The organism is Oerskovia enterophila (genome assembly GCF_001692445.1).
GTDB lineage: Bacteria > Actinomycetota > Actinomycetes > Actinomycetales > Cellulomonadaceae > Oerskovia > Oerskovia enterophila.
Genome location: NZ_MAQA01000002.1, coordinates 71,283 through 96,023, shown reverse-complemented (window position 1 = coordinate 96,023; position 24,741 = coordinate 71,283). Strand labels below are relative to the sequence as shown.

At 71.9% G+C, this 24,741-nt stretch carries 16 protein-coding genes; 6 read left to right on the top strand and 10 right to left on the bottom strand.

Features of this window, described 5'->3' with window-relative positions; all coding sequences use genetic code 11:
* Positions 1-16: 16 nt before the first annotated feature.
* From OERS_RS01290 to OERS_RS01260, 7 genes are all read right to left on the bottom strand, one after another.
* Positions 17-1,630 carry a xylulokinase gene (locus OERS_RS01290; protein ID WP_068623753.1) on the bottom strand — a complete coding sequence of 538 codons (1,614 nt, stop codon included), beginning with the start codon at positions 1,628-1,630 and terminating at the stop codon, positions 17-19.
* A gap of 164 nt (positions 1,631-1,794) precedes the next feature.
* Positions 1,795-2,865, bottom strand: coding sequence for a LacI family DNA-binding transcriptional regulator (locus OERS_RS01285; RefSeq protein ID WP_231907800.1), 1,071 nt, complete (start codon positions 2,863-2,865; stop codon positions 1,795-1,797).
* Positions 2,862-3,719: a pyrroline-5-carboxylate reductase gene (gene proC / locus OERS_RS01280; protein ID WP_068623749.1), complete on the bottom strand. Its 858-nt coding sequence runs from the start codon at positions 3,717-3,719 to the stop codon at positions 2,862-2,864. The genes OERS_RS01285 and proC overlap by 4 nt, the downstream gene beginning before the upstream one ends.
* A 125-nt stretch (positions 3,720-3,844) precedes the next feature.
* Positions 3,845-4,534 (bottom strand): hypothetical protein, encoded by a 690-nt coding sequence (locus OERS_RS20890; RefSeq protein ID WP_068623747.1) that lies wholly within the window; start codon positions 4,532-4,534, stop codon positions 3,845-3,847.
* A 123-nt stretch (positions 4,535-4,657) separates the two neighbouring features.
* Positions 4,658-7,900, bottom strand: coding sequence for a family 43 glycosylhydrolase (locus OERS_RS01270; protein ID WP_248948273.1), 3,243 nt, complete (start codon positions 7,898-7,900; stop codon positions 4,658-4,660).
* 195 nt (positions 7,901-8,095) lie between these two features.
* On the bottom strand, positions 8,096-12,664 hold the full coding sequence (locus tag OERS_RS01265; protein ID WP_248948271.1) for an Ig-like domain-containing protein: 4,569 nt from the start codon (positions 12,662-12,664) through the stop codon (positions 8,096-8,098).
* Positions 12,665-12,907: 243 nt separating this feature from the next.
* Positions 12,908-13,462 (bottom strand): potassium channel family protein, encoded by a 555-nt coding sequence (locus OERS_RS01260; protein ID WP_068623743.1) that lies wholly within the window; start codon positions 13,460-13,462, stop codon positions 12,908-12,910.
* A gap of 111 nt (positions 13,463-13,573) precedes the next feature.
* On the opposite strand from OERS_RS01260, the gene radA reads away from it, so the two are divergent.
* Positions 13,574-15,070: a DNA repair protein RadA gene (gene radA, locus OERS_RS01255; protein WP_068623741.1), complete on the top strand. Its 1,497-nt coding sequence runs from the start codon at positions 13,574-13,576 to the stop codon at positions 15,068-15,070.
* Positions 15,071-15,146: 76 nt separating this feature from the next.
* A complete protein-coding gene (gene disA / locus OERS_RS01250; RefSeq protein WP_056649680.1) occupies positions 15,147-16,232 on the top strand; it encodes a DNA integrity scanning diadenylate cyclase DisA in 1,086 nt (361 codons plus the stop codon).
* A 323-nt stretch (positions 16,233-16,555) separates the two neighbouring features.
* Here disA and OERS_RS01245 read toward each other — a convergent pair whose 3' ends face one another.
* On the bottom strand, positions 16,556-17,389 hold the full coding sequence (locus OERS_RS01245) for a hypothetical protein (protein WP_139107613.1): 834 nt from the start codon (positions 17,387-17,389) through the stop codon (positions 16,556-16,558).
* Positions 17,390-17,511: 122 nt separating this feature from the next.
* Between OERS_RS01245 and OERS_RS01240 the strand changes: the two genes are divergently transcribed.
* Entirely contained in the window at positions 17,512-18,468 is a 957-nt protein-coding gene (locus OERS_RS01240) for an HhH-GPD family protein (RefSeq protein ID WP_083201131.1), read from the top strand.
* Between the two features lie 59 nt (positions 18,469-18,527).
* On the opposite strand, the gene OERS_RS01235 is transcribed toward OERS_RS01240, so the two are convergent.
* Both OERS_RS01235 and OERS_RS01230 read right to left on the bottom strand, forming a co-directional pair.
* Complete coding sequence (locus OERS_RS01235) at positions 18,528-19,055, bottom strand: amino-acid N-acetyltransferase (RefSeq protein WP_068623736.1); 528 nt, start codon at positions 19,053-19,055, stop codon at positions 18,528-18,530.
* A 37-nt stretch (positions 19,056-19,092) separates the two neighbouring features.
* Entirely contained in the window at positions 19,093-20,097 is a 1,005-nt protein-coding gene (locus OERS_RS01230) for a sugar-binding transcriptional regulator (RefSeq protein WP_068623734.1), read from the bottom strand.
* 240 nt (positions 20,098-20,337) lie between these two features.
* On the opposite strand from OERS_RS01230, the gene OERS_RS01225 reads away from it, so the two are divergent.
* From OERS_RS01225 to glpK, 3 genes are all read left to right on the top strand, one after another.
* Complete coding sequence (locus OERS_RS01225; RefSeq protein ID WP_068623733.1) at positions 20,338-22,086, top strand: glycerol-3-phosphate dehydrogenase/oxidase; 1,749 nt, start codon at positions 20,338-20,340, stop codon at positions 22,084-22,086.
* Positions 22,087-22,298: 212 nt separating this feature from the next.
* Complete coding sequence (locus tag OERS_RS01220; protein WP_068623731.1) at positions 22,299-23,060, top strand: MIP/aquaporin family protein; 762 nt, start codon at positions 22,299-22,301, stop codon at positions 23,058-23,060.
* Between the two features lie 142 nt (positions 23,061-23,202).
* Positions 23,203-24,720 carry a glycerol kinase GlpK gene (gene glpK, locus OERS_RS01215; RefSeq protein WP_056649659.1) on the top strand — a complete coding sequence of 506 codons (1,518 nt, stop codon included), beginning with the start codon at positions 23,203-23,205 and terminating at the stop codon, positions 24,718-24,720.
* Positions 24,721-24,741 lie beyond the last annotated feature (21 nt).

Sequence of the window (24,741 nt, the reverse complement as noted above, 5' to 3'; positions counted from 1 at the left end):
TTCTCCTTCGTCGGGGTCAGAGCGCGTCGACGGCGGCGCGCTCGACCGCGAGCCCGGCGTCGTAGCGGTCGAGGTAGGCCGCGAAGCCCGCGGCGTCGTCCGGGTCGGGGACGACGGTGTCGAGCTCGGCCGTGGCGAACACGTGCTCGCGGAGGTAGGTGTCGAGGGTCTGCTCGTCGCCGGCCGCCACGGCGCGCGCGTAGGCCGCGAGCAGCGCGATGCCCCAGGCCCCGCCCTCCCCCGCGGTGCGTCCCACGGTCACGGGGGCGCCGATCGCCGCGGCGAGGAGCCGCTGGGCCACGCCCTCGGTCCGGAAGATCCCGCCGTGCGCGAACATGGCGTCGAGCGCGACGCCCTCGCCGTCGAGCACGCGCATGCCGAGGGCGAGCGTGCCGAACGCGCTGTAGACCTGCGCGCGCATGAAGTTGGCAAGGGTCAGCCGGCTGCCGGGCGTGCGGACGAACAGCGGCCGCCCCTCCTCGAGGCCCGTGATGGGCTCGCCCGACAGATAGTTGTACGCGAGCAGCCCGCCGCCGTCGGCCTCGCCGTCGAGCGCGGCGCGGAAGAGCGCGCCGAACACGTCGTCGGCCGCGGCGGGCGTCCCGAGCGCGACCGTGAGCTCGCCGAAGAGGTCGGCCCAGGCCGCGAGCTCGCTCGCCCCGTTGTTGCAGTGGACCATCGCGACGAGGTCGCCCGCGGGGGTCGTGACCAGGTCGAGCTCGTGGTGGCGGGTCGCGAGCGCGTGCTCGAGCACGACCATCGCGAAGATGCTCGTGCCCGCGCTGACGTTGCCCGTGCGCGGGGCGACCGAGCTCGTCGCGACCATGCCCGTGCCGGCGTCCCCCTCGGGCGGGCACAGCGCCACGCCCGGCTGCAGCGCGCCGCTGGGGTCGAGCCAGGCCGCGCCCTCGACCGTCAGGCTCCCGGCGTCCTGCCCGGCGACGAGGACCTCGGGCAGGAGGGACTCGACCGCGAGCCCGGGCCGTCGTACCCCGACGAGTGCGTCGAGCTGCGCGAGCATGCGGCGGTCGTAGGTCCGCGTCGTCGGGTCGACGGGGAACATGCCCGAGGCGTCGCCCACACCGAGCACCGAGCGCCCGGTGAGGATCCGGTGGACGTAGCCCGCGAGCGTCGTGAGCGAGGCCACCTGCGCGACGTGGGGCTCGTCGTCGAGGATCGCCTGGTACAGGTGGGCGACGGACCAGCGCAGCGGGATGTTGTGGTCGAACAGCTCGGAGAGCTCCGCGGCCGCCTTGCCCGTGGTCGTGTTCCGCCAGGTCCGGAAAGGGACGAGCAGCTCGCCCTGCGCGTCGAACGCGAGGTAGCCGTGCATCATGGCCGAGACGCCGATCGCGCCGAACGTCGTGGGGCGCACCCCGTAGCGGCGCTCGACGTCGGCGACCAGCTCGGCGTAGCAGTGCTGCATGCCCTCGCGCACGGACTCGAGCGAGTAGGTCCACGTGCGGTCGGCGTACTCGTTCTCCCACTCGTGGCTGCCGCTCGCGAGGGGCGTCCCGTCCGGGCCGACGAGGCACGCCTTGATCCGGGTCGAGCCGAGCTCGATCCCGAGCGCGGTGTTCCCGGTGGCGACCGCCTCGCGGAGGTCGTCCACCCTGTCCTGCTGCACCATTGCTGTCTTCTCCTCGTCGCGTCGTCGCGCCTAGCCATGCCCTGCTTCTGAATGTTAGCGCTCACACGGAGTGGTGGCCAACCCCTCGGTACAACCTCGTGGGGCGGACGGTGTCCGCGGGCGGCGCAGCTCGGCACCACCCTCCGGTGGGCCCTGCGCCTGCCTCAGGCGCTCGGCGGTCCCGAGCTCGCCCGGACCACCAGGTCCGGCGGGATCTGGGTGGACTCGCGCGTGGACCCGGCGAACGCGTCGAGCAGCAGCCCCATGCAGCGCCGGCCCAGCTCGGCGAAGGGCTGGCGGACCGTCGTGAGCGGCGGGATGAAGTGGGCCGAGCCCTCGACGTCGTCGAACCCGACGACCGACACGTCGCGCGGGACCACGACCCCGGCCTCCCAGAAGGCCTGGAGCACACCGAGGGCGAGGTGGTCGTTGCCCGCGAAGACCGCGGTCGGCCCGTTCCCGTCCGTCACCCGGCGCGCGAGGTCACGACCGACGTCGTAGCCCGCGTCGGACGACCACGAGCAGCGGATCATCTCGCGGTCGATCTCCGGGACGCCCCGGGCGGCGAGCGCGTCGTTCCAGCCCTTGGCACGCTCGCGCGCGTCGAACCAGTCGAGCGGTCCGGCGAGGTGGACCACCGAGCGGTGCCCCAGGTCGAGCAGGTGCTCGGTGGCGACGCGCGCGCCGAGCCGCTGGTCGACTGCGATGGGCAGGATGCTCGCGGCCCCCGTCCCGGGCGCCCCCGCGTGCACCTCGTTCGGCTCGCGGGCCGCGATGAGGATGATCGGCACGGGCGCCCGGAACGAGTCGACCGCGGCCGCGACGTCCGTCTGGGGCGCGATGACCACGATGCCCTCGACCGCCTGGGCCATGAAGTGCTCGAGGACCGTGTGCATGGTCTCGGCGTCGTAGCGACGGATCGTCGCGACCGACACGAAGTACCCCTCCTCGCGCGCCGCGCCCTCGACCGCGATGAGGGTGCTCGTCGGCCCGTAGAGCGCCGAGCCCGTCGTGACCACGCCGATGGTCCCGGACCGCGCCGTCACGAGCGCGCGCGCCGCGCTGTTGCGCCGGTACCCGAGCGTCGCGATCGCGTCGAGGACCCGTTCGCGCGTCTGCGGGCGCACGCTCGGATGGTCGTTGAGGACCCGCGAGACGGTCTGGTGCGAGACGCCCGCGAGCTCGGCGACGTCCGACATCGCGGGGGGTCGTGTGCGCCCCACGTCGGCGCTCATGCCTGCGCCTCCAGGGCTGCGGCGAGCTCCTCCGAGCGGTCGCGCGCGGCCTCGAGCGCCGTGAGGAACGCGGCCCTGACGCCGCCGTCGTCGAGCGCGCGCAGCGCGGCGACCGTGGTGCCGCCGGGCGAGGAGACGCGCTCGCGCAGGATGACCGGGTGCTCGCCCGTCTCGTCGAGCATCCGGGCCGATCCCAGCACGGTCGCGGTCGCGAGCTCGAGCGCCACGGCGCGGGTCAGGCCCAGCAGGACCCCGGCCTCGGCGAGCGCGTCGACGACGTAGAAGACGTAGGCGGGCCCGGATCCCGAGAGCGCGGCCACGGCGTTCTGGTCCTTCTCGGCGACCCGGACCACGAGCCCGGTACGGCTCAGGAGCCGCTCGACGAGGGTCACGTCGTCGTCACCCGCTGCGGCGCCGCCGCTGACAGCGCTGACACCCGAGCCGATGACCGAGGGAGTGTTCGGCATGACGCGCACCACGGCAGTCCCTGCCGGGAGCCGGTCCTCGTAGAAGCGCGTCGAGAGCCCGACGACGACGCTCACCACCACGGTCCCCTCGCCCAGGTGGGGCGAGACCTCGGCGAGCAGCGCCGCGACGTCCTTGGGCTTGACGGCGACCACGACGAGACCCGCCTCGCGCACCGCGGCGGTGTTGTCCGTCGTGGTCGTGACGCCGTGGCGCCCCTCGAGCTCCTGCGCCCTCTCGGCGCGACGCACGGTCGCGACCACGTCCGCGGGCTGCCACCCCGCACGGAGGGCTCCGGCGAGCACGGTCTCGCCCATGACGCCGGTCCCGAGGACCGCGAGACGGGTGGGGCTGCTGGGGCTGTCGACCTGGTGGGTCGTCGTGGACATCGTTGTTCCTGCTTCCTGGTCGTGCGTCCCGGCCCGGTGGGCCGGCCCTCCTGCAGCCCTCCGTGGGAGGCCCGCGCGGCGTCGGCCGGTCGGTCGGACCGTCCGGCGCAGCGGCCCCTCGCGGGCTACAGCGGGAACGCTGTGTAGAACTTCTCGATCTGGTCGACGGGTCCCGTCGCCTGCAGCACGGCCGTGCCGTTGCGCCAGGTGACGGTCGCCGTCCCGGCTGCCGCGGCGACCGGGGTGACGGCATAGGTTCCCACGGGCTTGCCGTCGACCTCGACGTCGCCCGTGGTCGTGGGTTCGCCCCCCGCAGCCACCGCGGCCTCGAGCAGCTCGTCGTAGGCCACCTCTGCCTCGTCGTCGTTGCCCCATTGTCCCGCGAGGACCGTCACGGTGCTCGCCGCGTCACCCTCGCCGTCCGCGTAGGTCAGCTCGTGCCCCTCGATCGCCCCCGCGTCGCCGTACGCGTCGGTCAGCGCCTCCGACCGGAGCGCGAACTGGAGGACGGCGTCCGGGAGGACCTTGGCGAACTCGGTCGAGGCGGAACGCTCGACCGGTTCGATCGTGGGGGTCGGCGGCGCCTCGGTGACCGTGACCTCCGCAGGCACCTCGGCCTCGCCCGCCCGGGCGAACCCCGGCCACACGAGAGCCGCGAAGCCCACGACGCCCGCGAGCAGGGCGAGCAGCACGCCCAGGGCGACGAGGCGCCGTCGGGCGTAGACGGCCGACGAGGGCGCGCGACCGTGCCTGCTGTCCCGCAGACCCGGACCGTCCTGCGACGCCGGGCGCTGCCGACCCGTCTGCTGGCTCATGACGCTCCCCTCGATCCGACCGGTGCTCGCGCCAGCCTATGGCGTGCCACGCCGGTGACCGCGCAGCCGCGCGGAAGCGTCGACCGCCGCGGCCCGGCGGGGGGCCGGGCCGCGGTGGTCGCCTCAGCCGCAGGCCAGGGCCGCGTAGGGCACCTCGGACGTGCTCGTCACGTCCTGGCCGTCGACCTGCCCGGTCGCGACCACCGTCACGACCCCCGCCCCGGCACCGGCGGAGCGGGCCGAGAAGGTCTGCGCCGCGGACTTCCCCGGGGCGACCCCGACGAACGACTTGGTGCCGAAGGGGGTCCGGACCTGCACCGAGACCGGTGCGGGCTCGTCGTTGACGACCCGCACCGCGAGCTGCGCGGTACCGCCCACGCACCTCGGGGTCGCCGTCACGCTCACGGCGACCTCGGGCGCCCCGGGACCGGTGCCCGGGTCGTCGGCCATGACCCGCAGCTCGGAGACCGCGACGGCCGAGTAGCTCGTCCCGTCACCGTCCGCGTGGATCACGGCGCGCAGCCGGGACGTGGTGACCCGGTCGAACGTCACGGTGTTGAGCGCCGTGGTGCTCGTGCCGTAGCCCGAGGGGTTCGCGACGTCCTTCCACGACCCCTGTCCCGAGGCGTCCCAGTACTGCAGCGACCACGAGGCGGGCTGGGCCACCCCGTTGCCCGTCCCCTGCGGGGAGTCCTGCCAGAACTGGATCTCGGCCCCCGTGAGGACGATCGGCCGGGCCCAGTCGTACTGGAGCCACTGGCTCTCGGGACGCTCGCCCGACCACGTGCCCCAGAGCTGGCCCTGGCTCGGGTTGCTCGGCACCAGACCGTCGTTGATCGCGCCCAGGGAGTTCCAGCCCGCGGTGTAGGACGCGCTCGGCGTCGCGATGGGCGCGACGTTGCCGGTCAAGGGGCCCGAGACGTCGGCCGCGATCGTGAGGCGCTGGGCCGTCCCGGCGTTGCCGGCCGCGTCGATCGCCCGGAACGACACGTCGTGCTTGTTCGAGTCCGGGGCGGCGACGGGACCGGTGTACTCGGTCCACGCGCCGGTCCCGACCATGTACTCGATGCGCGCCACTCCGGACGTCGCGTCGGTCGCGGTGACCGTGACCGTGCGGGTGGTCTCGTCGAGCACCCCGGTGCTCACAGGAGCCGTGCGGTCGATCGCGACGGTCTGGGTGCTCTCGGTCGAGACGTTCCCTGCGTTGTCCGTGGCGCGCGCCGCCACGACGTGCCGGCCGTCGCCGCCCACCGCGACGTCGACGAACCGGACGCTCGGTGTGCTCGACCACGCGGCGTCGTCGACCCGCGTGGCGAGCGCGACCCGGCCCCCGCCGTCGTCGGTGCCCGTGACCCGGACCGTGACGTCGGAGCGGTACCACCCGTTCGTGCCCGCCGAGCCGCTGACCGAGAACGCGACCTCCGGGGCCGTCTCGTCCCCCTCGGTGTCGGCCGGGTCCACGACGGTCACGGTGCCCGTGACCCGCCCGGCGGCATAGCCGAGCACCGAGCCCTCGACCGTGAAGGTCCCCGCCTGTGCCACCGAGGACGGGTCGACCGCGTCCCAGAACACGGGGAGCGCGAGCGTCTCGTCGGGGTCGCCGGGGTAGGTCGCCGCGACCGTGCCCGGCAGCTCGGCCTCGCCGATCTCGACCGTCAGGGCCGGCCCGTCGATCGCGGCGGGCTGGGCCGCGAGCACCTTCCACTCCTCGACCGCGACGCCCGAGAACGTGCTGCCGTTGGTCGGGGCGTCCAGGACGGCACGGAGCTGGGTCGTGGTCACGGCGTCGAACGTCGTGCTCTGGAAGCCGTTGGTCGAGGTCCCGTAGGCGCTCGGGTTGCGGACGTCGGTCCACGCGCCCGCGGTCGCGTCCCAGTACTGGATGCGCCACGCGGCCGGAGCCGCGACGCCCACGCCCGTGCCTTGCGGCTGGTCGTTCCAGAAGTCGATCTGCGAGCCGTTCACCCGCACGGGCGTGGCCCACGTGTACTGGACCCACTGCTGGGCCGGGTTGTTCCCCGTCCAGGTGCCCCACATGTCCGGGGGCAGGGGGTTCGGGCGCACGATCTCGTCGTTGAGCGCCTTGATCCAGTACTGCGTGGGCACGGGGTCGTTCGACACCGTGACCCGGGCCTCCTGCGCGACGTTCGCGCGCGGGGTCCGGTCGGCCGTGCGGGCCGGGGTCGGCACGACCTTCTCGATCCGGGCCGGGGACCGGGAGTCGTCCCAGCGCAGCGTGTCGATCGCGACCGAGCGACGGAAGTGGTTCCCGCCCACGGCGTCGGCCGTGTGGTAGACCAGGCGCCACTCGCCGTCGTACTCGACGATCCCGGGGTGGCTCGTGGTCGAGGAGACCGGGTCGAGGATCGTCCCGCGGTACGTCCACGGGCCGGCAGGCGAGGCGGCCGTCGCGTACCCGATGCACGCGTGGTAGTTCGCCGGGGTGCACGACGACGTCGCACCGGCGTTGTTCCCCGCGTACGCCATGTAGTAGGTCCCGTTGCGCTCGAAGGCCCACGCCCCCTCGAAGAATCCCGTCAGGCCGCTCACGGTCCTGACGGAGCCCACCGGGGTCTTCATGTCCTGGCCGAGCTCGAGCATGCGGAGGTTGCCGAAGCTCCCCCAGTAGACGTAGACCTTCTGCGACGCGCCCTCACCGTCCACGAGGATCGTCGGGTCGATGTTGTGGATCGTGTTCGCGGTGGGCACCTTCTGCGAGATGATCGGCGCGCCCACGTGGTCCGTCCAGGGGCCGGTCGGCGAGTCGGAGACCGCGACCCCGATCCCGAACTTGTCCTCCGCGGTGCTCGCGGCCTCGTGCACCGGCACGTACCAGTAGTAGCGGCCGTCGGCACCGGGCACGACCTGGCCCGCGTAGGCCCGGCCCGGGGTCGCCCACGAGAAGACCTGCTCGGGACGCATGAGCGACGGGTGGTGCGTCCACTCGCCCGTCGATCCCGTGGCCAGGGCGTCGTCGGTCACGAACGCGCCCCACTCGTTCATGATGAAGTCGTTCGTGGTCGGGCCCGCCTCGTCGTGCCCCGTGTAGACGTAGAGCTGGTCCGAGGCCGTGTCGTTGCCCGGCGCACCTGCGGGCACCACGAGCGGCGCGGGGTCGGCCGAGTAGTACGAGCCGTCGCCCAGGATCGGATTGTGGGGGCTCGTGAAGGTGTACGACGCCGGGGCCGCGGCGGCCTGCGGGACGGGTGCTCCGCCGTCGGGCTGCGTGGCCGCGGTGGCCTGACCCGCGCCGAGCGCGAACGCGGTCGAGGCGACGACGGCCACGACGGCCGCTGCCGCGGTGACGGACGGGCCACCGCGCGCGGTCCTGCGCGGTGGTTCGAGGAACGATCTGGTGGGGCTCACGGTGCTCTCCGGTCTGCTCGGCCCACCCTCGCCGGGCGACCGGAGGGACACGTCGGCGTGTCCTCCGCGAGCGCCACCCGGGCGGGCAGGAGATGAGGGGCGCGCACCCCGAGGGTTCCCTCTCCCCCGGGGTGCGCGGTCTGGCACCGTCGGGGGCGGCGTTTGCAGCCGCCGCCCCCGACGGTCGTTCGCTGGCTACCCGCAGCTGACGGCGTCGAACGCCTGCTCGACCTCGGTCGTGACCTGGGCGCCGTCGACCGTCGCGGTCGCGACGACGCTCACGGTCCCTGCCTCGATCGCGTCCTTGCGGGCGCTGAAGGTCTGGCTGGCGGACTTGCCCGGCGCCACGCCGGCGAAGGTCTTGGCGCCGAACGGCGTCGTGACCTTGACGTCCACCGGGACCTCCTCGTCGTTCACGACCCGGACCGTGAGCCCCGCGACCTTGCCCACGCACTGCGACCTCGCGGTCACCGTGACCGCGACGTCCGGCTCGGGCTGGCCCTCGCCGGTGCCGACCGTGACGGTCGCCCTGGCCCGCTTGTCGGTGCCCTCGACCGCCCCCGTGACCTCGAACGTGCCGTCCTTGGCGTACTTCCCGGGCTCGACGGCGTCCCAGGTCACGACGATCCCGCTCTGCTGCGAACCGTCGTTGTACTGGACCGTGACCGTGGCCGGGAGGACCGGCGCGGTACCGACCGCGGTCGAGACCACGGTGTCGGCGATCGTGTTGATCTGGACGGCGTCCGGGCCACGCACCCAGACGGTCGCCTGGGCGACCAGGGTCGTCCCGGACACGAAGCCCTGGACCGTGAAGTCGCCGATCTGCTCGACCTGTGCCGCGTCCACGGCGCCCCAGGCGACACCGTTCTCGACGACCGAGCCGTCCGCGTAGGTCACCGCGACGGTACCCGGCAGCTGGGGCAGGGCCCCGACGGCGGTCCGCACGTGGACGTCGGCGGCCGAGACCGCGGGAGCCGCGAAGACGCGCCACTCGGACACACCGACCGCCGAGCTGCTCGTGCCCCCCGCGTTGGGCAGGGCGGTGAAGACGGCACGCAGCCGGCTCGTCGTGACGGCGTCGAACGTCACCTCGTTGGTCTTGAGGCGCTCGGTGCCGTACGCCGACGGGTTCGTCACGTCCTTCCACGTGCCCCCTCCGGCCGCGTCCCAGTACTGGAGCTTCCACGCCTTGGGCACGGCCACGCCGTCACCACCCGTGGTCGTGTCGGTCCAGAAGTCGATCGACGCCTTGTCCACCCGGACGGGAGCCTCGAAGTCGTACTGCAGCCACCGGCTCGCGGGGCGAGAGCCCGACCAGGTGCCCCACAGGTCCGTGCCGGCACCACCCGTGAAGAACGACGGCTTGCCGTCGTTGACCGCGTCGACGTTGTTCCAGCCCGCGGTGTAGTCCGCGGTCGGGGTGGCCGTGGAGGCGACGTTGATCTCGCCGTCCGAGAGCGCGGTCGCCTGGACGACGACGTCCTTGGTCGACGTGAGCTCGCCGTCCGACACCGTCAGGCGCAGGGTGTAGGCGCCGGACTTCGTGAAACGCACGACCGACGTCGTGGCCTTCGGGTTGTCGAACACCGCGCTGCCGCCCTCGGGAGCCGCCTCGACGGACCAGCCCGACGTGATCTGACCGTTCGGCAGACCGTCGTCCTGGGCGGTGCCCAGCAGGCGGGCCGAGCCGGCCTGGTTGTACGTCGAGTCCGTCCACGCGTCGGCCTTGGGCGCCTGGTTGGTCGAGGCGGGCGCCTCGACCCCGGTCGAGAAGGCCTGGACCTCCTTGATGCCGGTCCTGGTGCCCGCCGCGTGGGTCACGGTCACGCGGAGCTTCGAGGTCGTGACCTCGGGGAACTGCACGTGGTTGAAGTTGCCCTGCGGGAACAGCGGGGCGCGCGACTGCGCCGGCACGGGCTTCCACTGCGTCCCGTCGAGGTACTCGACCGTGTAGAGAGCCGGGGCCGAGTAGCCCGCGACGGTCGCGGTCGAGGACGAACGGTAGAAGTAGACGCGCACGTCGTCGACCTTCTGGGCCGAGCCCAGGTCCACCTCGAGCGAGTCCTTGGCGTTCGGCGAGCCCGCGGTGCCCCAGAAGGGCTCGTTGACCGTCGTGCCGTCGACGGCGCCTGCCGGACCACGGCCGTTCGCGGAGAACGAGGCCGTGACGGGCTTGCCCTGGGCGAGGTTCGTCGAGCCGGCCGAGGCCGGGGAGACGTCGGCGCCCGCCTTGGCCATCATGTCCACGACGCGGGCGTCCGTGGCGAACACGACGTCCTGCGGAGCCTGGACCTGCCGCTGCTCGGCCGTGGTCACCGTGACGCCGGCGGGGGCGTCGACCGTGCCCGTGGACGGGTCGTAGGTCACGTGCGCGAGCTCGTCGACCGTGAACGCGAGCTCACCGTCGAGGAAGACCGAGTACCCCTCGGGGACGTCGGCGCCGTAGTGCTTCTCGCCACCCGGGGCGTCCCACGTGATCGTGAGGTCCTTGTCGCGGTAGCGGACGTTGTTGACCGTGAAGTGGTCCCAGTCGATGTCGATGGGGGCGAGCTCGATCTTGTCGTCCGAGCGCGGGCGCAGGCCCATCGCGTCCTCGATCATGGTGAAGTTCGTCGTGCCGAGGATCGTGTGGTGGATCCACGAGCGGTAGCCGATGTTCTGCGGGTCGGCCGTGCCGTTCGACCAGAACTCGTTCTGGTCCGGGTACCGGTTGTCGCCGTTGTTCTGGTAGTGCGACCAGGCGTTCCAGTAGAGGAGCTTCTTGTAGAGCTCGGCGTCCACGTAGTCGTTCGGGTAGTCGCGCAGGACGCTCGAGAGCATGCGGAACGACACGGTCGAGTTGATGACCGAGAAGTTGTTGCTGCCCGGTCCGCCGTAGGCCGCCTGGTCCGCCTGGTTGGCCGTGAAGAACGGGAAGACGGGGTACTGCTCGTCGTCCGCGAAGAGACGCAGGGCCTCGACGTACGGCTGGTCGTAGTCCGCGTCACCCGGCTTGGGCATGAGGCCCACGCTGAACGGGTAGTAGTTGTTGATCTCCTTCCACGGCACCAGCGCGTCGGTCGCGACGTGACGGTGCTTGAGGAGGTTGCCCTTCAGGCCCACCTCGTCGGGCGTCTCGCGCGCGGGCTCCCAGAGGTACTCCAGGACGGCTGCCTTGATCTGCGCGGCGAAGGCGTCCATCTCGGCCGCCTTGGTCTCGTTGCCCGCGGTCCGGTAGGCCGCGGCCGACGCCTTGGCGTTGGAGTACAGGTAGGCGTTCTCGGTGCGGTCCATGTTGCCCGCGCGCCAGTGGAACGACACCGCGTCGGCGTCGTTGCCCGTCATGGCGCCCCAGTTGTACTCGATGAGGCCGTTGCCGTCGTTGTCGAAGGAGGCCTGCAGGTCCTTGACGTCCCGCTCGGCATACTGCGCGAGGTTCTGGGCGATCACGGTCGGTCCGCCGTGCAGCTGGTACGAGCGCCACGCGGCCTCGGAGATGTACTGCGTGTAGCTGTTGGACCAGTTCGCGGGGTCACCCGGGTTGTCGACGTACTTGCCGCTCTTGGCGACCTCACCCGCGGAGACCCAGGGGCCGTACGAGTAGACGGGGTCACGGAAGTACTTGAGGTCGTCGATGAACATGCCCGTGGTCAGGACGATGTTGTTGTTGTAGCCCAGCACGCCCTCCATCGAGGTGGGGAACTGGAAGTCGTTGCCCGGGATGTTGGCGTCGAGGAAGTTGAAGCGCATCAGCCACCAGCGGTAGAAGAGCGTCTTGTCGATGTTGTCCTCGGGCGTGTCCAGGTAGGGCACGTTGTCTGCCCACCACTGGTTGTAGGCCGTGACGTGCGCGGTGTAGGCGGCCCCCGGGGTCGCCGCGCGGAACGCGTCGTAGTCGGTGCGCGACTCGGGGATCTCCTCGGTGACGAACCCGAGCTGGACCTTGGTGCTCGCCGAGCCCGTCGCCGGGACGTCGAGCGTGCGCGTGATCGCGCCGTCGGCCGGGGAGAAGCCGTCTCCCGAGAGGCGCGGGAAGACCGTGGTCAGCTTGTTGAACGCCTGGACCGAGCCCGTGAGCTCGTCGCCCTCGGGGGTCTTGGCGAACGACGACGCCGCCGAGATCCGGACCTGCTTGGCCGTGCCGTTCGTGCTCGAGACGGTGAGGTTCGTGACGGCCACGTTGGCGTCGGTGATGAACTTGGTCTGCACCACGCGCAGGCCTTGTGCGGTGTTGTTGAACGTGCTGCGCCAGTAGCTGGGGGTCTGCTTGCGGGCCGACGCGTCCTCGGTGAGGGTCACGTTCGACCCGTTGACGTTCACCGTGATGGTGTACGCACCCTGGCCGCCCGCGAGCGACTCCCAGTACGCGACCTCTCCGCCGAAGCCGAGCGTGGCGGGCTGGTGGGTCTTCATGAAGACCGCACGGCCACGGCTGAACAGCCACTGGTTCGCGTCACCGTTCGAGCCGCCCGGCGTGTTGCCCGTGCGGGCGAGCATCTTGTCGATCCAGAAATCCTTGTCGGTCCCGCTCCCGGCTCCGGCCGCGACGTCGGCGTCGAAGATCGCCTGGAGCTGGTTGCGCACGTGGTAGCCGGTCCCCTCCGCAGGGACGGGCTTCGCGTCCCCGCTGAACACGGGGTACCCCACGTCCGCGTTCGGAGCGGCCTGGGCCAGCGAGGGGACGATGAGTCCCGTCGTGGCGACGGCAAGGGTCAACGTGCTCGCGATCGTCAGCCGGGCTCTGCCGCCCGGGACGTGCTGGGGTCTGGTCGCTCGCTTCTTCACGGGCGTACACCTCTCCTCGTCGAGATGGTTCGGTCCCCGGAAAGATGGCACACAGAAACGCTGAACGCAATGGTTTTCGGTGATTGGTCCGGTTCAACCTGCTTGATATGAGCGCTCACATGCGACCCTGCCCAGACCGTGACCTGCGGCGATGTGCTGGAAGAGCGTCTCGGGAGCGTCGCAACGGCGCTCGGCGCCGAAACTTTGCCGGTGCGATTTTTCGGCGGGCCCCGCGTCGTTGCGTCAGCGCTCGTGAGGTCCGGCCGCGGACTCGCCGGGCTCGCCGTGGGCCCTACGCCACCGTGCGCGCGACTCGAGCCGCTGGGTCGCGACCGCGACGAGGATGCCGATGACCGCGAGGTCGAACAGGATCTGGACCATCGTGACGACCCGCGCCGCCTGCCCCACCGGGTGGATGTCCCCGAACCCGACGGTCCCGAGCGTGACGACCGTGAAGTAGAGGGCGTCGGTGCGCGTCTCGATCCCGACGAACTCCGCGTCGCTGTGGATCGCGAGGAGGTAGTAGGCGATCGCGAAGAAGATGATGATGGGCGACAGCAGCCCGACGACCGACTGGACCCGCACGCTGGGTTCACGGCCCGCACGCAGCTGGCGGCGCACCTGGAACGTGACGAGGTAGCAGAGCCCGACGAACCCGACCACGAAGAACAGGATCTGCGTCCACTCACGCTCGGAGTCCCCGAGGGGCACGCCGTAGAAGAGGAGCAGGCACGCCGCGAGCGAGCCGAGGGTGGTGATGACCGTCCACCACGGGCTGTCCTTCCGGAGCCGTCGCATGGGTACATGATGAGCAGCCGCGCTTCAGCGCGCGACCGGACACCGTGCGCTCCCTGGCCCTGCGTGCTGGGCACGCGGTGCGTGTGGGTGCCTGTCGCTAGCGTGGCGCCCGTGACGACATCGACCTCCGCGGGCTCGCGCGCCGCGAGCAAGCGCCCGGCCCGGCCCGCCTACCGTTGCGGCGAGTGCGGCTGGACCACGGCCAAGTGGGTCGGTCGCTGCGGCGAGTGCCAGGAGTGGGGCACCGTCACGGAGGAGGCCGCAGCGTCGGCAGGGCCGCGCACCGCGGCGGTCGCGCCCACGCGCTCCCCCGCCCGCCCCATCGGCGAGATCGACGTGGAGACCGCCCGGGCCACACCCACGGGAGTCGCGGAGTTCGACCGCGTGCTGGGCGGCGGGATCGTCCCGGGTGCCGTGGTGCTGCTCGCCGGGGAGCCGGGCGTCGGCAAGTCGACGCTCCTGCTCAAGGTCGCGAGCAACGTCGCGGCCGGGGTGAGCGACAAGGCCGCGTCCCCGGAGGACGCCCCGCGCCCGGCCCCGAAGCCCCGCACGGTCCTGTACGTCACCGGCGAGGAGTCGGCCGGGCAGGTCAGGCTGCGCGCGGAGCGTGTCGGGGCGCTCGCCCCTGGCCTGCTGCTCGCGGCCGAGACGGACCTCGCGACGGTCCTGGGGCACATCGAGGCGACCGACCCGGACCTCCTGGTGGTGGACTCGGTGCAGACCATCGCTTCGGCCCAGGTCGACGGCGCCCCCGGCGGCGTGAGCCAGGTGCGCGAGGTCGCCGCCGCGCTGATCGCCGCGGCCAAGGAGCGCGACCTGCCCGTCATCCTCGTCGGGCACGTGACCAAGGACGGTTCGGTCGCCGGCCCCCGCACTCTCGAGCACCTCGTCGACGTCGTGTGCCAGTTCGAGGGCGACCGGCACTCGCGCCTGCGCCTCGTCCGCGCGATCAAGAACCGCTACGGCCCCACGGACGAGGTCGGGTGCTTCGACCTCTCCGAGACGGGGATCGTGGGGCTGGCCGACCCCAGCGGGCTGTTCCTCTCGCACTCCGGGGCCGGCGTGCCCGGCACGTGCATCACCGTGACGCTCGAGGGCCGCAGGCCCCTCGCCCTCGAGATCCAGTCGCTCGTGGTCCCCAGCTCGTTGGCCAACCCGCGGCGCACCACGAGCGGGATCGACTCGAGCCGTCTCGCGATGATCCTGGCGGTCATGCACCGGCACGCCGGGGTCCGACTCGTCGACCAGGACGTGTACGTCTCGACGATCGGCGGCGCACGGGTCAGCGAGCCCGCGGCGGACCTGTCCATCGCTCTGGCCACCTTCTCCGCGCGCGAGGACCAGGTCATGCCCCCGGGAACCATCGCGATCGGCGAGGTCGGGCTGGCCGGGGACATCCGGCCGGTCGCGGGCCTCGACCGCCGGCTCGCCGAGGCCGCGCGGCTCGGCTTCACCCGGGCCGTGGTGCCGCACGGGTCGTCTCCCAAGCCCCCGGCGGGCATGACGGTCCTGCCGGCGCAGCACCTGGGAGAGGCCGTCGAGCTCGCGCGCGGCGGCCACCTGCCCCCGCAGCAGGAGCGCTCCCGGTTCGACGTCGGGCAACCGTGATCCCATCGTGACCTCCAGTTGTCCCCGAACGGCGTTTTCCTGCCCCTGAGACAACCTGGCAGCGTAAGATGCCCACGTGGCCAACTCCCCTGTGCATCCTGACGACCTGCTCCGGGAGACCCTCGCCGCAGTGGCCCCCGGTACCGAGCTCCGCGACGGGCTCGAGCGCATCCTTCGAGGTCGAACGGGCGCACTGATCGTGCTGGGCCTGGACAAGGTCGTCGAGACCATGTGCTCGGGAGGGTTCGTGCTGGACGTCGGCTTCTCGGCGACCCGGCTGCGCGAGCTCTCCAAGATGGACGGCGCCGTGGTCCTGGACCGCGACGCGAACCGGATCCTGCGCGCGGCCGTGCAGCTCCTCCCGGACCCCACGATCGAGACCACCGAGTCCGGCACGCGTCACCGCACGGCCGAGCGCGTCGCCAAGCAGAGCGGTTTCCCGGTCATCTCGGTGAGCCAGTCCATGCGGATCGTCGCTCTCTACGTCGGCGGCCTGCGCTACGTGCTCGAGGACTCGGACACCATCCTGTCGCGCGCCAACCAGGCGCTCGCGACGCTCGAGCGCTACCGCGCCCGCCTCGACGAGGTCAGCGGGACGCTGTCCGCCCTCGAGATCGAGGACCTCGTCACGGTCCGCGACGTGTGCGCCGTGGTCCAGCGCCTCGAGATGGTGGGGCGCATCTCCGAGGAGATCGCCGGCTACGTCGTCGAGCTCGGCACCGACGGCCGCCTCCTCGCGCTCCAGCTCGACGAGCTGATCGGCGGGATCGGCTCGGACCGCGAGTCCGTGATCCGCGACTACGTCGAGCTCAGCCGCAAGGAGCGCTCGCTCGCGGACGTCAAGAACGCGCTCGCTGCTCTGGACCAGACCCAGCTGCTCGACCTCACGATCATCGGCCGCGTCCTCGAGCTGCCCGGGGGTGGCGAGGCGCTCGACGCCGCGGTCGCACCGCACGGGTACCGCCTGCTCTCCAAGGTCCCCCGCCTGCCGGGCACCATCATCGACCGCCTGGTCACGCACTTCGGCGGGCTGCAGAAGCTGCTCGCGGCCAGCATCGACGACCTCATGGCCGTGGACGGCGTGGGCGAGCAGCGTGCCCGGGCAGTCCGCGAGGGCCTGTCACGGCTCGCGGAGTCGAGCATCCTCGAGCGGTACGTCTAGGACCGAGCGGTAGCTGCGGGAACTCTTCTGGTCGCTTGCGTCGCAGCCGACCAGTTGTCAGAAGTGGGCCGGTGCATACCCCGGCTCAGCTCTGACAACTCCCCAAAACCGACCCGCCGCCAGTCCGCGGACCCGACCACCCGATCAGTTGTCAGAAGCGAGCCGGTGCATACCCCGGCTCGGCTCTGACAACCAAGCCTCGACGGCAACGGACCACGTGGCTGGGGCCGGGCGGACAGCGCACACGTCGCGGGCAGGGCGCGTCGCACAGGGCACGACGCCCGCGCCCCGGGTGTGGGCGTGCGCGCGGGAGCTGCCCAGCGCTACGGGGTGGCCCCGTCAGCGGGAGGAACCGCTCCGTCAGCCGGAGCAGTCCCGTCAGCCGGAGCAGTCTCCCCGGTAGCAGCCGGGTCTCCCTCAGCAGGAGGCACCGCCCCGTCGACCGGCGGCACCGCCCCGTCGACCGGCGCCTCGGTCACGGGCGGCGTCTCGACCGGCGGCGGTGGCGGCGCGAGGAGCGTGAACACCACGGGCGCACTCGTCAGCCCGGCCACCTCGGTCGACGCGACGACCGCGCTGTAGTCCCCTGCTCCGGGTGCCGGCAGGTCGGCGGGGCACTCAGCGGCCGACCGCACGCGGGCCCAGTCCACGGTCTGGGGATACGCGTCGCCGGGGGCCATGAGCAGCACCTTCTTGGCGGGCGGGCAGTCGACAGACGACCAGATGCGGTCCTGGCCCGAGGTCACGACGAGCTCGAGCGAGGCGGGGGACGAGTCGACGAAGCAGGGCCGCCGACCGACGTGCGTGAGCGTGAGCGAGAAGGACGGGTTCTCGCCGTCGGCGTACGAGGCCTTCGACACCGTGAGCCCGAGCGTGAGGTCCTTGACCTCGCACTTCTTGTAGCCGCCGGTCGCGACGGCCTGCGGCGGGGGTGGCGCGACCTTGCCCTGGGGCTCGTCGGCGAGCAGTCCGGTGCCGAACGCGATCGCCGCCTTGACGAGCATCACGACGCCGACGACGATCACCGCGAGCAGGACGAGCGCGACGACCCGCCGCACCCTCAGGGTCCGGGAGGTGGGCCTGCCCGCCCCGTCTGCCGGGCGCCCCTGGACCGGGGTCGCCCCGGTCGGTGGCCGGGTGCCTCGCGGCGTGCTCACGTGCGGCTCCGTTCGACGGTCGGCGCGGGGCGTTCCCGCACTGGGGCAACGGTACGTCCCGCGCGGGACGGTTCGGTCACTGCCACACCGCGCCCTCGCGCATCGGCGAGAATGGTCGGATCATGCCGCTCTCCTCCAGCACGCTCGACGCCGCCGCTCCCCGCACCGGAACCCGCGCCGCCCTGGCGAGCCGCCCCGCCCCGGACCCGCACGCGGACCTGCGCGACGCCGTCGGGCGATGGTTCGCTGCGAACGCCCGCGACCTGCCGTGGCGGCGCGACGACTGCTCCCCCTGGGGCGTCCTGGTCAGCGAGGTCATGCTCCAGCAGACGCCCGTGGTGCGGGTCGAGCCCGCGTGGCGCGCCTGGATGGACCGCTGGCCCGAGCCCGCGGACCTGGCCGCGGCCTCGACGGCCGACGTGCTGCGCGCCTGGGGGCGCCTGGGCTACCCGCGCCGCGCGCTGCGCCTGCAGGACTGTGCGCGCGCCGTCGTCGAACGGCACGGGGGCCGCGTCCCGCAGGACGCGGACGAGCTGCTCGCGCTGCCGGGCGTCGGCGAGTACACGGCCGCAGCGGTGACAGCGTTCGCGCACGGTCGGCGGGCCGTCGTCGTCGACACGAACGTGCGGCGCGTCCTGGCGCGCGCGGTGTCGGGGACGGCGCTGCCTGCGCCGTCGTACACCGCGGCCGAGCGCCGGCTCGCGGCCCTGGTCGCGCCGACCGAGGACGACGACGCGGCCCTGTGGGCCGCGGCCTCGATGGAGCTGGGCGCGCTCGTGTGCACGGCGCGCTCGCCGCGCTGCGACGAGTGCCCGGTCGCGGACCTGTGCGCGTGGCGTGCGGCGGGCAGCCCGCCGGACGAGCACGCTGCCCGACGGCGGACCCAGGCCTGGGAGGGCACCGACCGGCAGGCGCGGGGCCGGGTCATGGGCGCGCTGCGCGCGGCGGACGGTCCGGTGCACCGCGACGTGGTCGCGGGACTGTGGCCGGACGCTGCCCAGCTCGGGAGGTGCGTCGCGAGCCTCGTCGAGGACGGGCTGCTCGAGCAGGACGGCGACGTCTACCGTCTCCCGGCCTGAGCCCGCCGGCCCTCCGGACGACGGACGACGAGCTCCGGGCGGCGAACGCCCGGGGCGCCTCAGAGCGTGATGAGCATGCGCGTGTTGCCGAGCGTGTTGGGCTTCACGCGGGCGAGGTCGAGGAACTCGGCCACGCCGTCGTCGTGCGAGCGCAGGAGCTCGGCGTAGACGTCGGGCGAGACGGGCGTCCCGTCGATCGCCTCGAACCCGTGCGCGCGGAAGAAGTCGACCTCGAACGTCAGGCAGAAGACCCGTCGGAGCCCCAGGGCGCGGGCGCGGTCGAGGAGCTCGACCACGAGCTGGTGCCCCACCCGGTGACCGCGCCAGGCCTGGTCGACCGCGAGCGTGCGGATCTCGGCGAGGTCGTCCCACATGACGTGCAGCGCGCCGCACCCGACGACCTCGGGGGAGCCCGGCTCCCCCACGTCCGCGACGACGAACTCCTGCACGGCCTCGTAGTAGCCGACCATCTCCTTGGCCAGGAGGATGCGGGCCTGCGCGTAGGGCTCGACGAGCCCGCGGATGGCCCGCACGTCCGCCGGGAGGGCAGGGCGGAGCGTCAGGGTGGGGGTCGAGGTGCTCGTCACGCGCCCAATCTACGCCGCGACGCGGCCCGATGCGTAATCATGCACCCGAATGCATACTCTCATGGCGTGTGCGCGCGACCGCGATCCGCCCCGTCTCCTGCTCGATCAGGTGCGACGCCGTGATCTCGTCGACGACCAGGTGCGTGACGACCCCGGCGCGCAGGGCCGCGCGCAGCGGCGCGACCTTGTTGTCCCCCGCGACCGCACAGATGCGCTGCGGGATCCGCCGGAGCTCGTCAGGCCCCGGGCCCGTGGCGCGCTCGTTGAGCGCGATGTCGCGGTATGTGCCGTCGGCCCGCAGGAACACCGTGCACACGTCCCCCACGACCCCCTCGGCGTCGAGCACCGCGATGTCCTCGGGCTCGAGGTAGCCCGCCGAGTAGACGTGGCTCGGGACGCCACCCGAGACGGCGCCCACGGAGAACAGCGCGACGTCGGCCCGCCGCTGGACGTCCAGCACGCGCCGGACCGACCGCTCGCGCCACATCGCCTGCTTGGTCTCGGCGTAGTCGAAGAACGCGGGGACTGGGAAATGGTGCACGTGCGCGTCGAACGCCTCGCCGAACCCGGCGATCAGGTCACCCGCGTAGTGCACCCCGGAGGTCCGGGTGTTCGCGGCCCCGTTGAGCTGCACGACGGCGGACCCCCGGGTCGGCTTGCGGCTCAGGTGCCGGGAGATCGCCGCGAGCGTCGTGCCCCACGCGATGCCGAGGATCATGTCGGAGTCGAACCACGAGCCGAGCAGCCGTGCGGTCGTCAGGGCGACCTGGTCGAGCCGGTCGACCTGCTGCGTCGAGTCCGGGACGGGCACGACGTAGGCGTCGATGCCGTACGTGGCCGAGATGTGCGCACCCAGCCCCGGCGCCCGACTCTGCGTTGGCCGGAGCGTGATCTCCACCAGACCTGTCTCACGGGCCTTCTTGACCAGCCGCGAGACCGTCGACCGCGAGGTCCTCAGGTGCTTCGCGATCGCCTCCATCTTCATGTCCTGGAGGTAGTACATCGAGGCCGCCCGCAGGACGTCCTGCTCCCGATCCGCCATCTGCCGGTCTCCCACCACTGTTGCACGTTTGTGCACTGCGCTTGCGCGAACGTTCCTGACATGTTGACGTTAATACGTGCAGCGGCATTTCGACAGCGCTGTGCCACGGAACGGTGCCCGCTCGGGGACCGGGTCGTACCGCTAGCGCGGGACGCACACCCGTGGGAACGTCACAGTGAGACGTAGTTCCCGCTGTGTCCCTCGGGATGCACCAGTTCGACGACGAGAGAAGGCCATCGGATGACTTCCAGCAGACTCACCGCAGAGTCTCGCCAGCAGGCGCTGTCAGCGCTCGAGGCGAGCACCAGCGCGGACCAGGAGCTCGACGTCCTCGTGATCGGCGGAGGCGTGACCGGAGCGGGCATCGCCCTCGACTCCGTGACCCGTGGCCTCTCGACCGCGATCGTCGAGGCCCAGGACTGGGCCTCCGGGACGTCGAGCCGGTCGAGCAAGCTGGTCCACGGCGGGTTGCGCTACCTGCAGATGCTCGACTTCCACCTGGTCCACGAGGCGCTGACCGAGCGCGACCTGCTCATCAAGGACCTCGCGCCGCACCTCGTGCGCCCCGTCCCGTTCCTGTACCCGCTCGAGCACCGCGTGTGGGAGCGTGCCTACGTCGGCGCCGGGATCGCGCTGTACGACACGCTCGCGAGCATGGCCCCGGGCAAGCGGGCGCTGCCGCTGCACCGCCACCTCTCGCGCAAGCAGATGGAGCGCAAGTTCCCCGACCTCGCGCACGACGCCGCGATCGGTGCCGTCCAGTACTGGGACGCCTCGGTCGACGACGCCCGCCTGGTCTCCACCCTGATCCGCACCGCGGCCTCCTACGGGGCCCACGCCGCGTCCCGGACCCAGGTCGTCGAGCTGACCAAGGGCTCGACGGGCGCGGTCAACGGCGCGATCCTCGAGGACCTCGAGACGGGCAGGCGCATCACGGTCCGCGCCCGCGCCGTCATCAACGCGACGGGCGTGTGGACCGAGGACACCGAGGCCCTCGCCGGCACCGACGGCGGGCTGCGCGTCTTGGCCTCCAAGGGCGTCCACATCGTCGTCCCGCGCGAGCGCATCAAGGGCCAGGTCGGCCTGATCCTGCAGACCGAGAAGTCGGTCCTCTTCATCATCCCGTGGTCCCGCTACTGGGTCATCGGCACGACCGACACCCCCTGGGAGCAGGAGCTCACGCACCCGGTCGCCACGTCCGCGGACATCGAGTACATCCTCGAGCACGCGAACGCGGTCCTCGCCCAGCCCCTGACGCGCGACGACATCATCGGGACCTACGCGGGCCTGCGCCCGCTGCTCCAGCCCGGCACCAAGGAGGGCACCAGCTCGGCCAAGGTCTCGCGCGAGCACACCACGGCCTCCCCCACCCCGGGTCTCACGGTCATCGCGGGCGGCAAGCTCACGACGTACCGGGTCATGGCCAAGGACGCGGTCGACTTCGCGATCGGTCAGCGTGCCGCGGCCCTGCCGTCGATCACGGACAAGATCCCGCTGCTCGGTGCGGTCGGCCTCGACGCGGTCCGGCGCCAGGCGCGGCCGTGGGCCTCGAAGTTCGGCTGGACCCCGCAGATGGTCGACCACCTGCTCCACCGCTACGGCTCGAACCTGCGCGACATCGTCGCGCTGTGCCAGGCCGACCCCTCGCTCGCCAAGCCGCTCGAGCACGCGCCCGCGTACCTGCGCGCCGAGATCAGCTACGGCGTGAGCCACGAGGGCGCCCTCCACCTGGAGGACCTCCTGCTGCACCGCACGCGCCTGAACTACGAGGTGCTCGACCGCGGTCTCGGCGCACTCCCCGAGATCGCCGACATCGCCGCCCCGCTCCTCGGCTGGACCGACGAGCAGAAGGCCGCGGAGATCGCTTCCTACACGGCACGCGCCGGAGCCGAGGAGGCCGCCGAGCAGGAGCCCGACGACGCCACGGCCGAGCGCACGCGCCTCGCAGCAGACGACGTCGCACCGCTCAAGCCGCTCGACGCCTCCTGACGCACCTGCCTCCCTGACCACCGGAGCCCCGGGCTCCCCGAGAACAACTTCATCCGCCGGTCCCCGGCCCGCTCGGCTCGCGCCGGGCGACGTCGGGGCCGGCACACCCTCAACCTCACGGGTGCGCACCTCGCGGCGCACACCGGGGCCCCGCCGCACGGATGCGCCGGGGTGGTTGCGACAACGAAGTCCACCAAGAAAGAGAGAAGCTGATGGACACACTCCTCCTCAACGCCTTCTGGTCCGAGATACTCGGCACCGCGACCCTGATCCTGATGGGCGCCGGCGTCGTAGCCAACGTGATCCTCCCCAAGACCAAGGGCTTCAACGGCGGCTGGCTCCTCATCAACTTCGGATGGGGCCTTGCCGTCTTCACCGGTGTCTACGTCGCCTACAAGTCGGGGGCTCACCTCAACCCGGCCGTGACCATCGGTCTGTTCACCGCGGACCGCCCCTTCTACTCGGTCACCGGCCCCGAGGGGATGGTCACCGCGACGATCGAGCCGACCGTGAGCAACATGTTCATGTACTTCGGCGCGCAGATGATCGGTGCGATCGTCGGTGCCGTGCTCGCGTTCATCGCCTACAAGAAGCACTTCGACGAGGACGCTCCCGCCGCGACCAAGCTCGCGGTCTTCTCGACCGGCCCCGAGCTCCGCTCCTACGGCTGGAACTTCATCACCGAGGTCATCGCGACCTTCGTGCTCGTGTTCTTCGTCGTGGCGTCCGGCAACACCCCCTCGGGCCTCGGCCCGCTCGCGGTCGCGCTGGTCGTGGTCGGTATCGGTGCGTCCCTCGGTGGTCCCACCGGGTACGCGATCAACCCTGCTCGTGACCTCGGCCCGCGCATCGCCCACGCCCTCCTGCCCATCAAGGGCAAGGGTTCGAGCGACTGGGCCTACTCGTGGGTCCCGGTCGCCGGTCCCCTCGTCGGCGGCGTGCTCGCCGGCCTCCTCGGGGCAGCCTGGGGCTGACCTGCTCCCTCCGCGTGACCGGGACGGGGCGACCCGCCCCGGTCACGCGACCACCCGCCGTCGGGCACGGCGACCCTTCGTGAACTCCCGCCGCGCAGCGCGGCACCCGCTCAACCACACCGACGTGAAGGACTGACACACCATGGCCGACTACGTTCTCGCCATCGACCAGGGAACCACCAGCTCCCGGGCCATCGTCTTCAACCACTCCGGGGAGATCGTCTCCTCCGGCCAGCTCGAGCACGACCAGATCTTCCCGCGGGCCGGCTGGGTCGAGCACAACCCCGAGCAGATCTGGAACAACGTGCGCGAGGCCGTGGGTCTCGCACTGACCCGCGCGAACGTGACCTACACCGACATCGCCGCGGTCGGCATCACCAACCAGCGCGAGACCGCGGTCGTGTGGAACCGCAAGACGGGCAAGCCCGTCTACAACGCGATCGTCTGGCAGGACACCCGGACCCAGAAGATCGTCGACGAGCTCGGCGGCGAGGCAGGCCCCGAGAAGTACAAGGCGATCGTCGGCCTGCCCCTCGCGACGTACTTCTCCGGTCCCAAGGTCAAGTGGATCCTCGACAACGTCGAGGGCGCCCGCGAGGCGGCCGACGCCGGCGACCTCGTGTTCGGCAACACCGACACCTGGGTCCTGTGGAACATGACGGGCGGCGTCGACGGCGGCGTGCACGTCACCGACGTGACCAACGCGTCGCGCACCATGCTCATGGACCTCGACACCCTGAGCTGGCGCGAGGACATCGCGGCCGACATGGGCATCCCCCTCTCGATGCTCCCGGAGATCAAGTCGTCCTCCGAGGTCTACGGGAAGGGTCGCCCCGGCGGGCTCCTCCCCGGCGTCCCGATCGCGGGCATCCTGGGCGACCAGCAGGCCGCGACGTTCGGCCAGGCGTGCTTCGAGGTCGGGCAGGCCAAGAACACGTACGGCACGGGCAACTTCATGCTGCTCAACACGGGCACCGAGAAGGTCATGAGCGAGAACGGCCTGCTGACCACGGTCTGCTACAAGATCGGCGACCAGCCGGCCCGCTACGCGCTCGAGGGCTCGATCGCCGTCACGGGCTCGCTCATCCAGTGGCTGCGCGACAACCTGGGCATGTTCTCGGACGCGCCCGACGTCGAGTGGCTCGCCCGCAAGGTCGACGACAACGGTGGCGCGTACTTCGTGCCCGCGTTCTCGGGTCTGTTCGCACCGCACTGGCGCTCCGACGCCCGTGGCGCGCTCGTGGGCCTCACGCGCTACGTCAACAAGAACCACATCGCGCGCGCCGCGCTCGAGGCCGTCGCGTTCCAGACCCGCGAGGTCCTGGACGCCATGAACGCGGACTCGGGCGTCGACCTCACCGAGCTGCGCGTCGACGGCGGCATGGTGCAGAACGAGCTGCTCATGCAGTTCCAGGCGGACCAGCTCGGCGTGGACGTCGTGCGGCCCAAGGTCGCGGAGACGACGGCGCTCGGTGCCGCGTACGCCGCGGGCATCGCGGTCGGGTTCTGGCAGGGCGAGCAGGACGTCATCGCCAACTGGGCCGAGGACAAGCGCTGGAGCCCGTCGATGGACGAGGGCGAGCGCGAGCGCCTCTACCGCAACTGGAAGAAGGCCGTGAGCAAGACCCTCGACTGGGTCGACGAGGACGTCGAGAAGTAGTCCTTCTCGCAGCCTCGCCGG

What these genes read in the sequence shown, in the direction of transcription:
- OERS_RS01230 (WP_068623734.1), bottom strand. Translation starts at nt 20,097, where the DNA reads ATGGCGGATCGGGAGCAGGACGTCCTGCGGGCGGCCTCGATGTACTAC.
- OERS_RS01285 (WP_231907800.1), bottom strand. Translation starts at nt 2,865, where the DNA reads ATGAGCGCCGACGTGGGGCGCACACGACCCCCCGCGATGTCGGACGTC.
- glpK (WP_056649659.1), top strand. Translation starts at nt 23,203, where the DNA reads ATGGCCGACTACGTTCTCGCCATCGACCAGGGAACCACCAGCTCCCGG.
- proC (WP_068623749.1), bottom strand. Translation starts at nt 3,719, where the DNA reads ATGTCCACGACGACCCACCAGGTCGACAGCCCCAGCAGCCCCACCCGT.
- OERS_RS01290 (WP_068623753.1), bottom strand. Translation starts at nt 1,630, where the DNA reads ATGGTGCAGCAGGACAGGGTGGACGACCTCCGCGAGGCGGTCGCCACC.
- OERS_RS01260 (WP_068623743.1), bottom strand. Translation starts at nt 13,462, where the DNA reads ATGCGACGGCTCCGGAAGGACAGCCCGTGGTGGACGGTCATCACCACC.
- OERS_RS01220 (WP_068623731.1), top strand. Translation starts at nt 22,299, where the DNA reads ATGGACACACTCCTCCTCAACGCCTTCTGGTCCGAGATACTCGGCACC.
- OERS_RS01240 (WP_083201131.1), top strand. Translation starts at nt 17,512, where the DNA reads ATGCCGCTCTCCTCCAGCACGCTCGACGCCGCCGCTCCCCGCACCGGA.
- OERS_RS20890 (WP_068623747.1), bottom strand. Translation starts at nt 4,534, where the DNA reads ATGAGCCAGCAGACGGGTCGGCAGCGCCCGGCGTCGCAGGACGGTCCG.
- OERS_RS01225 (WP_068623733.1), top strand. Translation starts at nt 20,338, where the DNA reads ATGACTTCCAGCAGACTCACCGCAGAGTCTCGCCAGCAGGCGCTGTCA.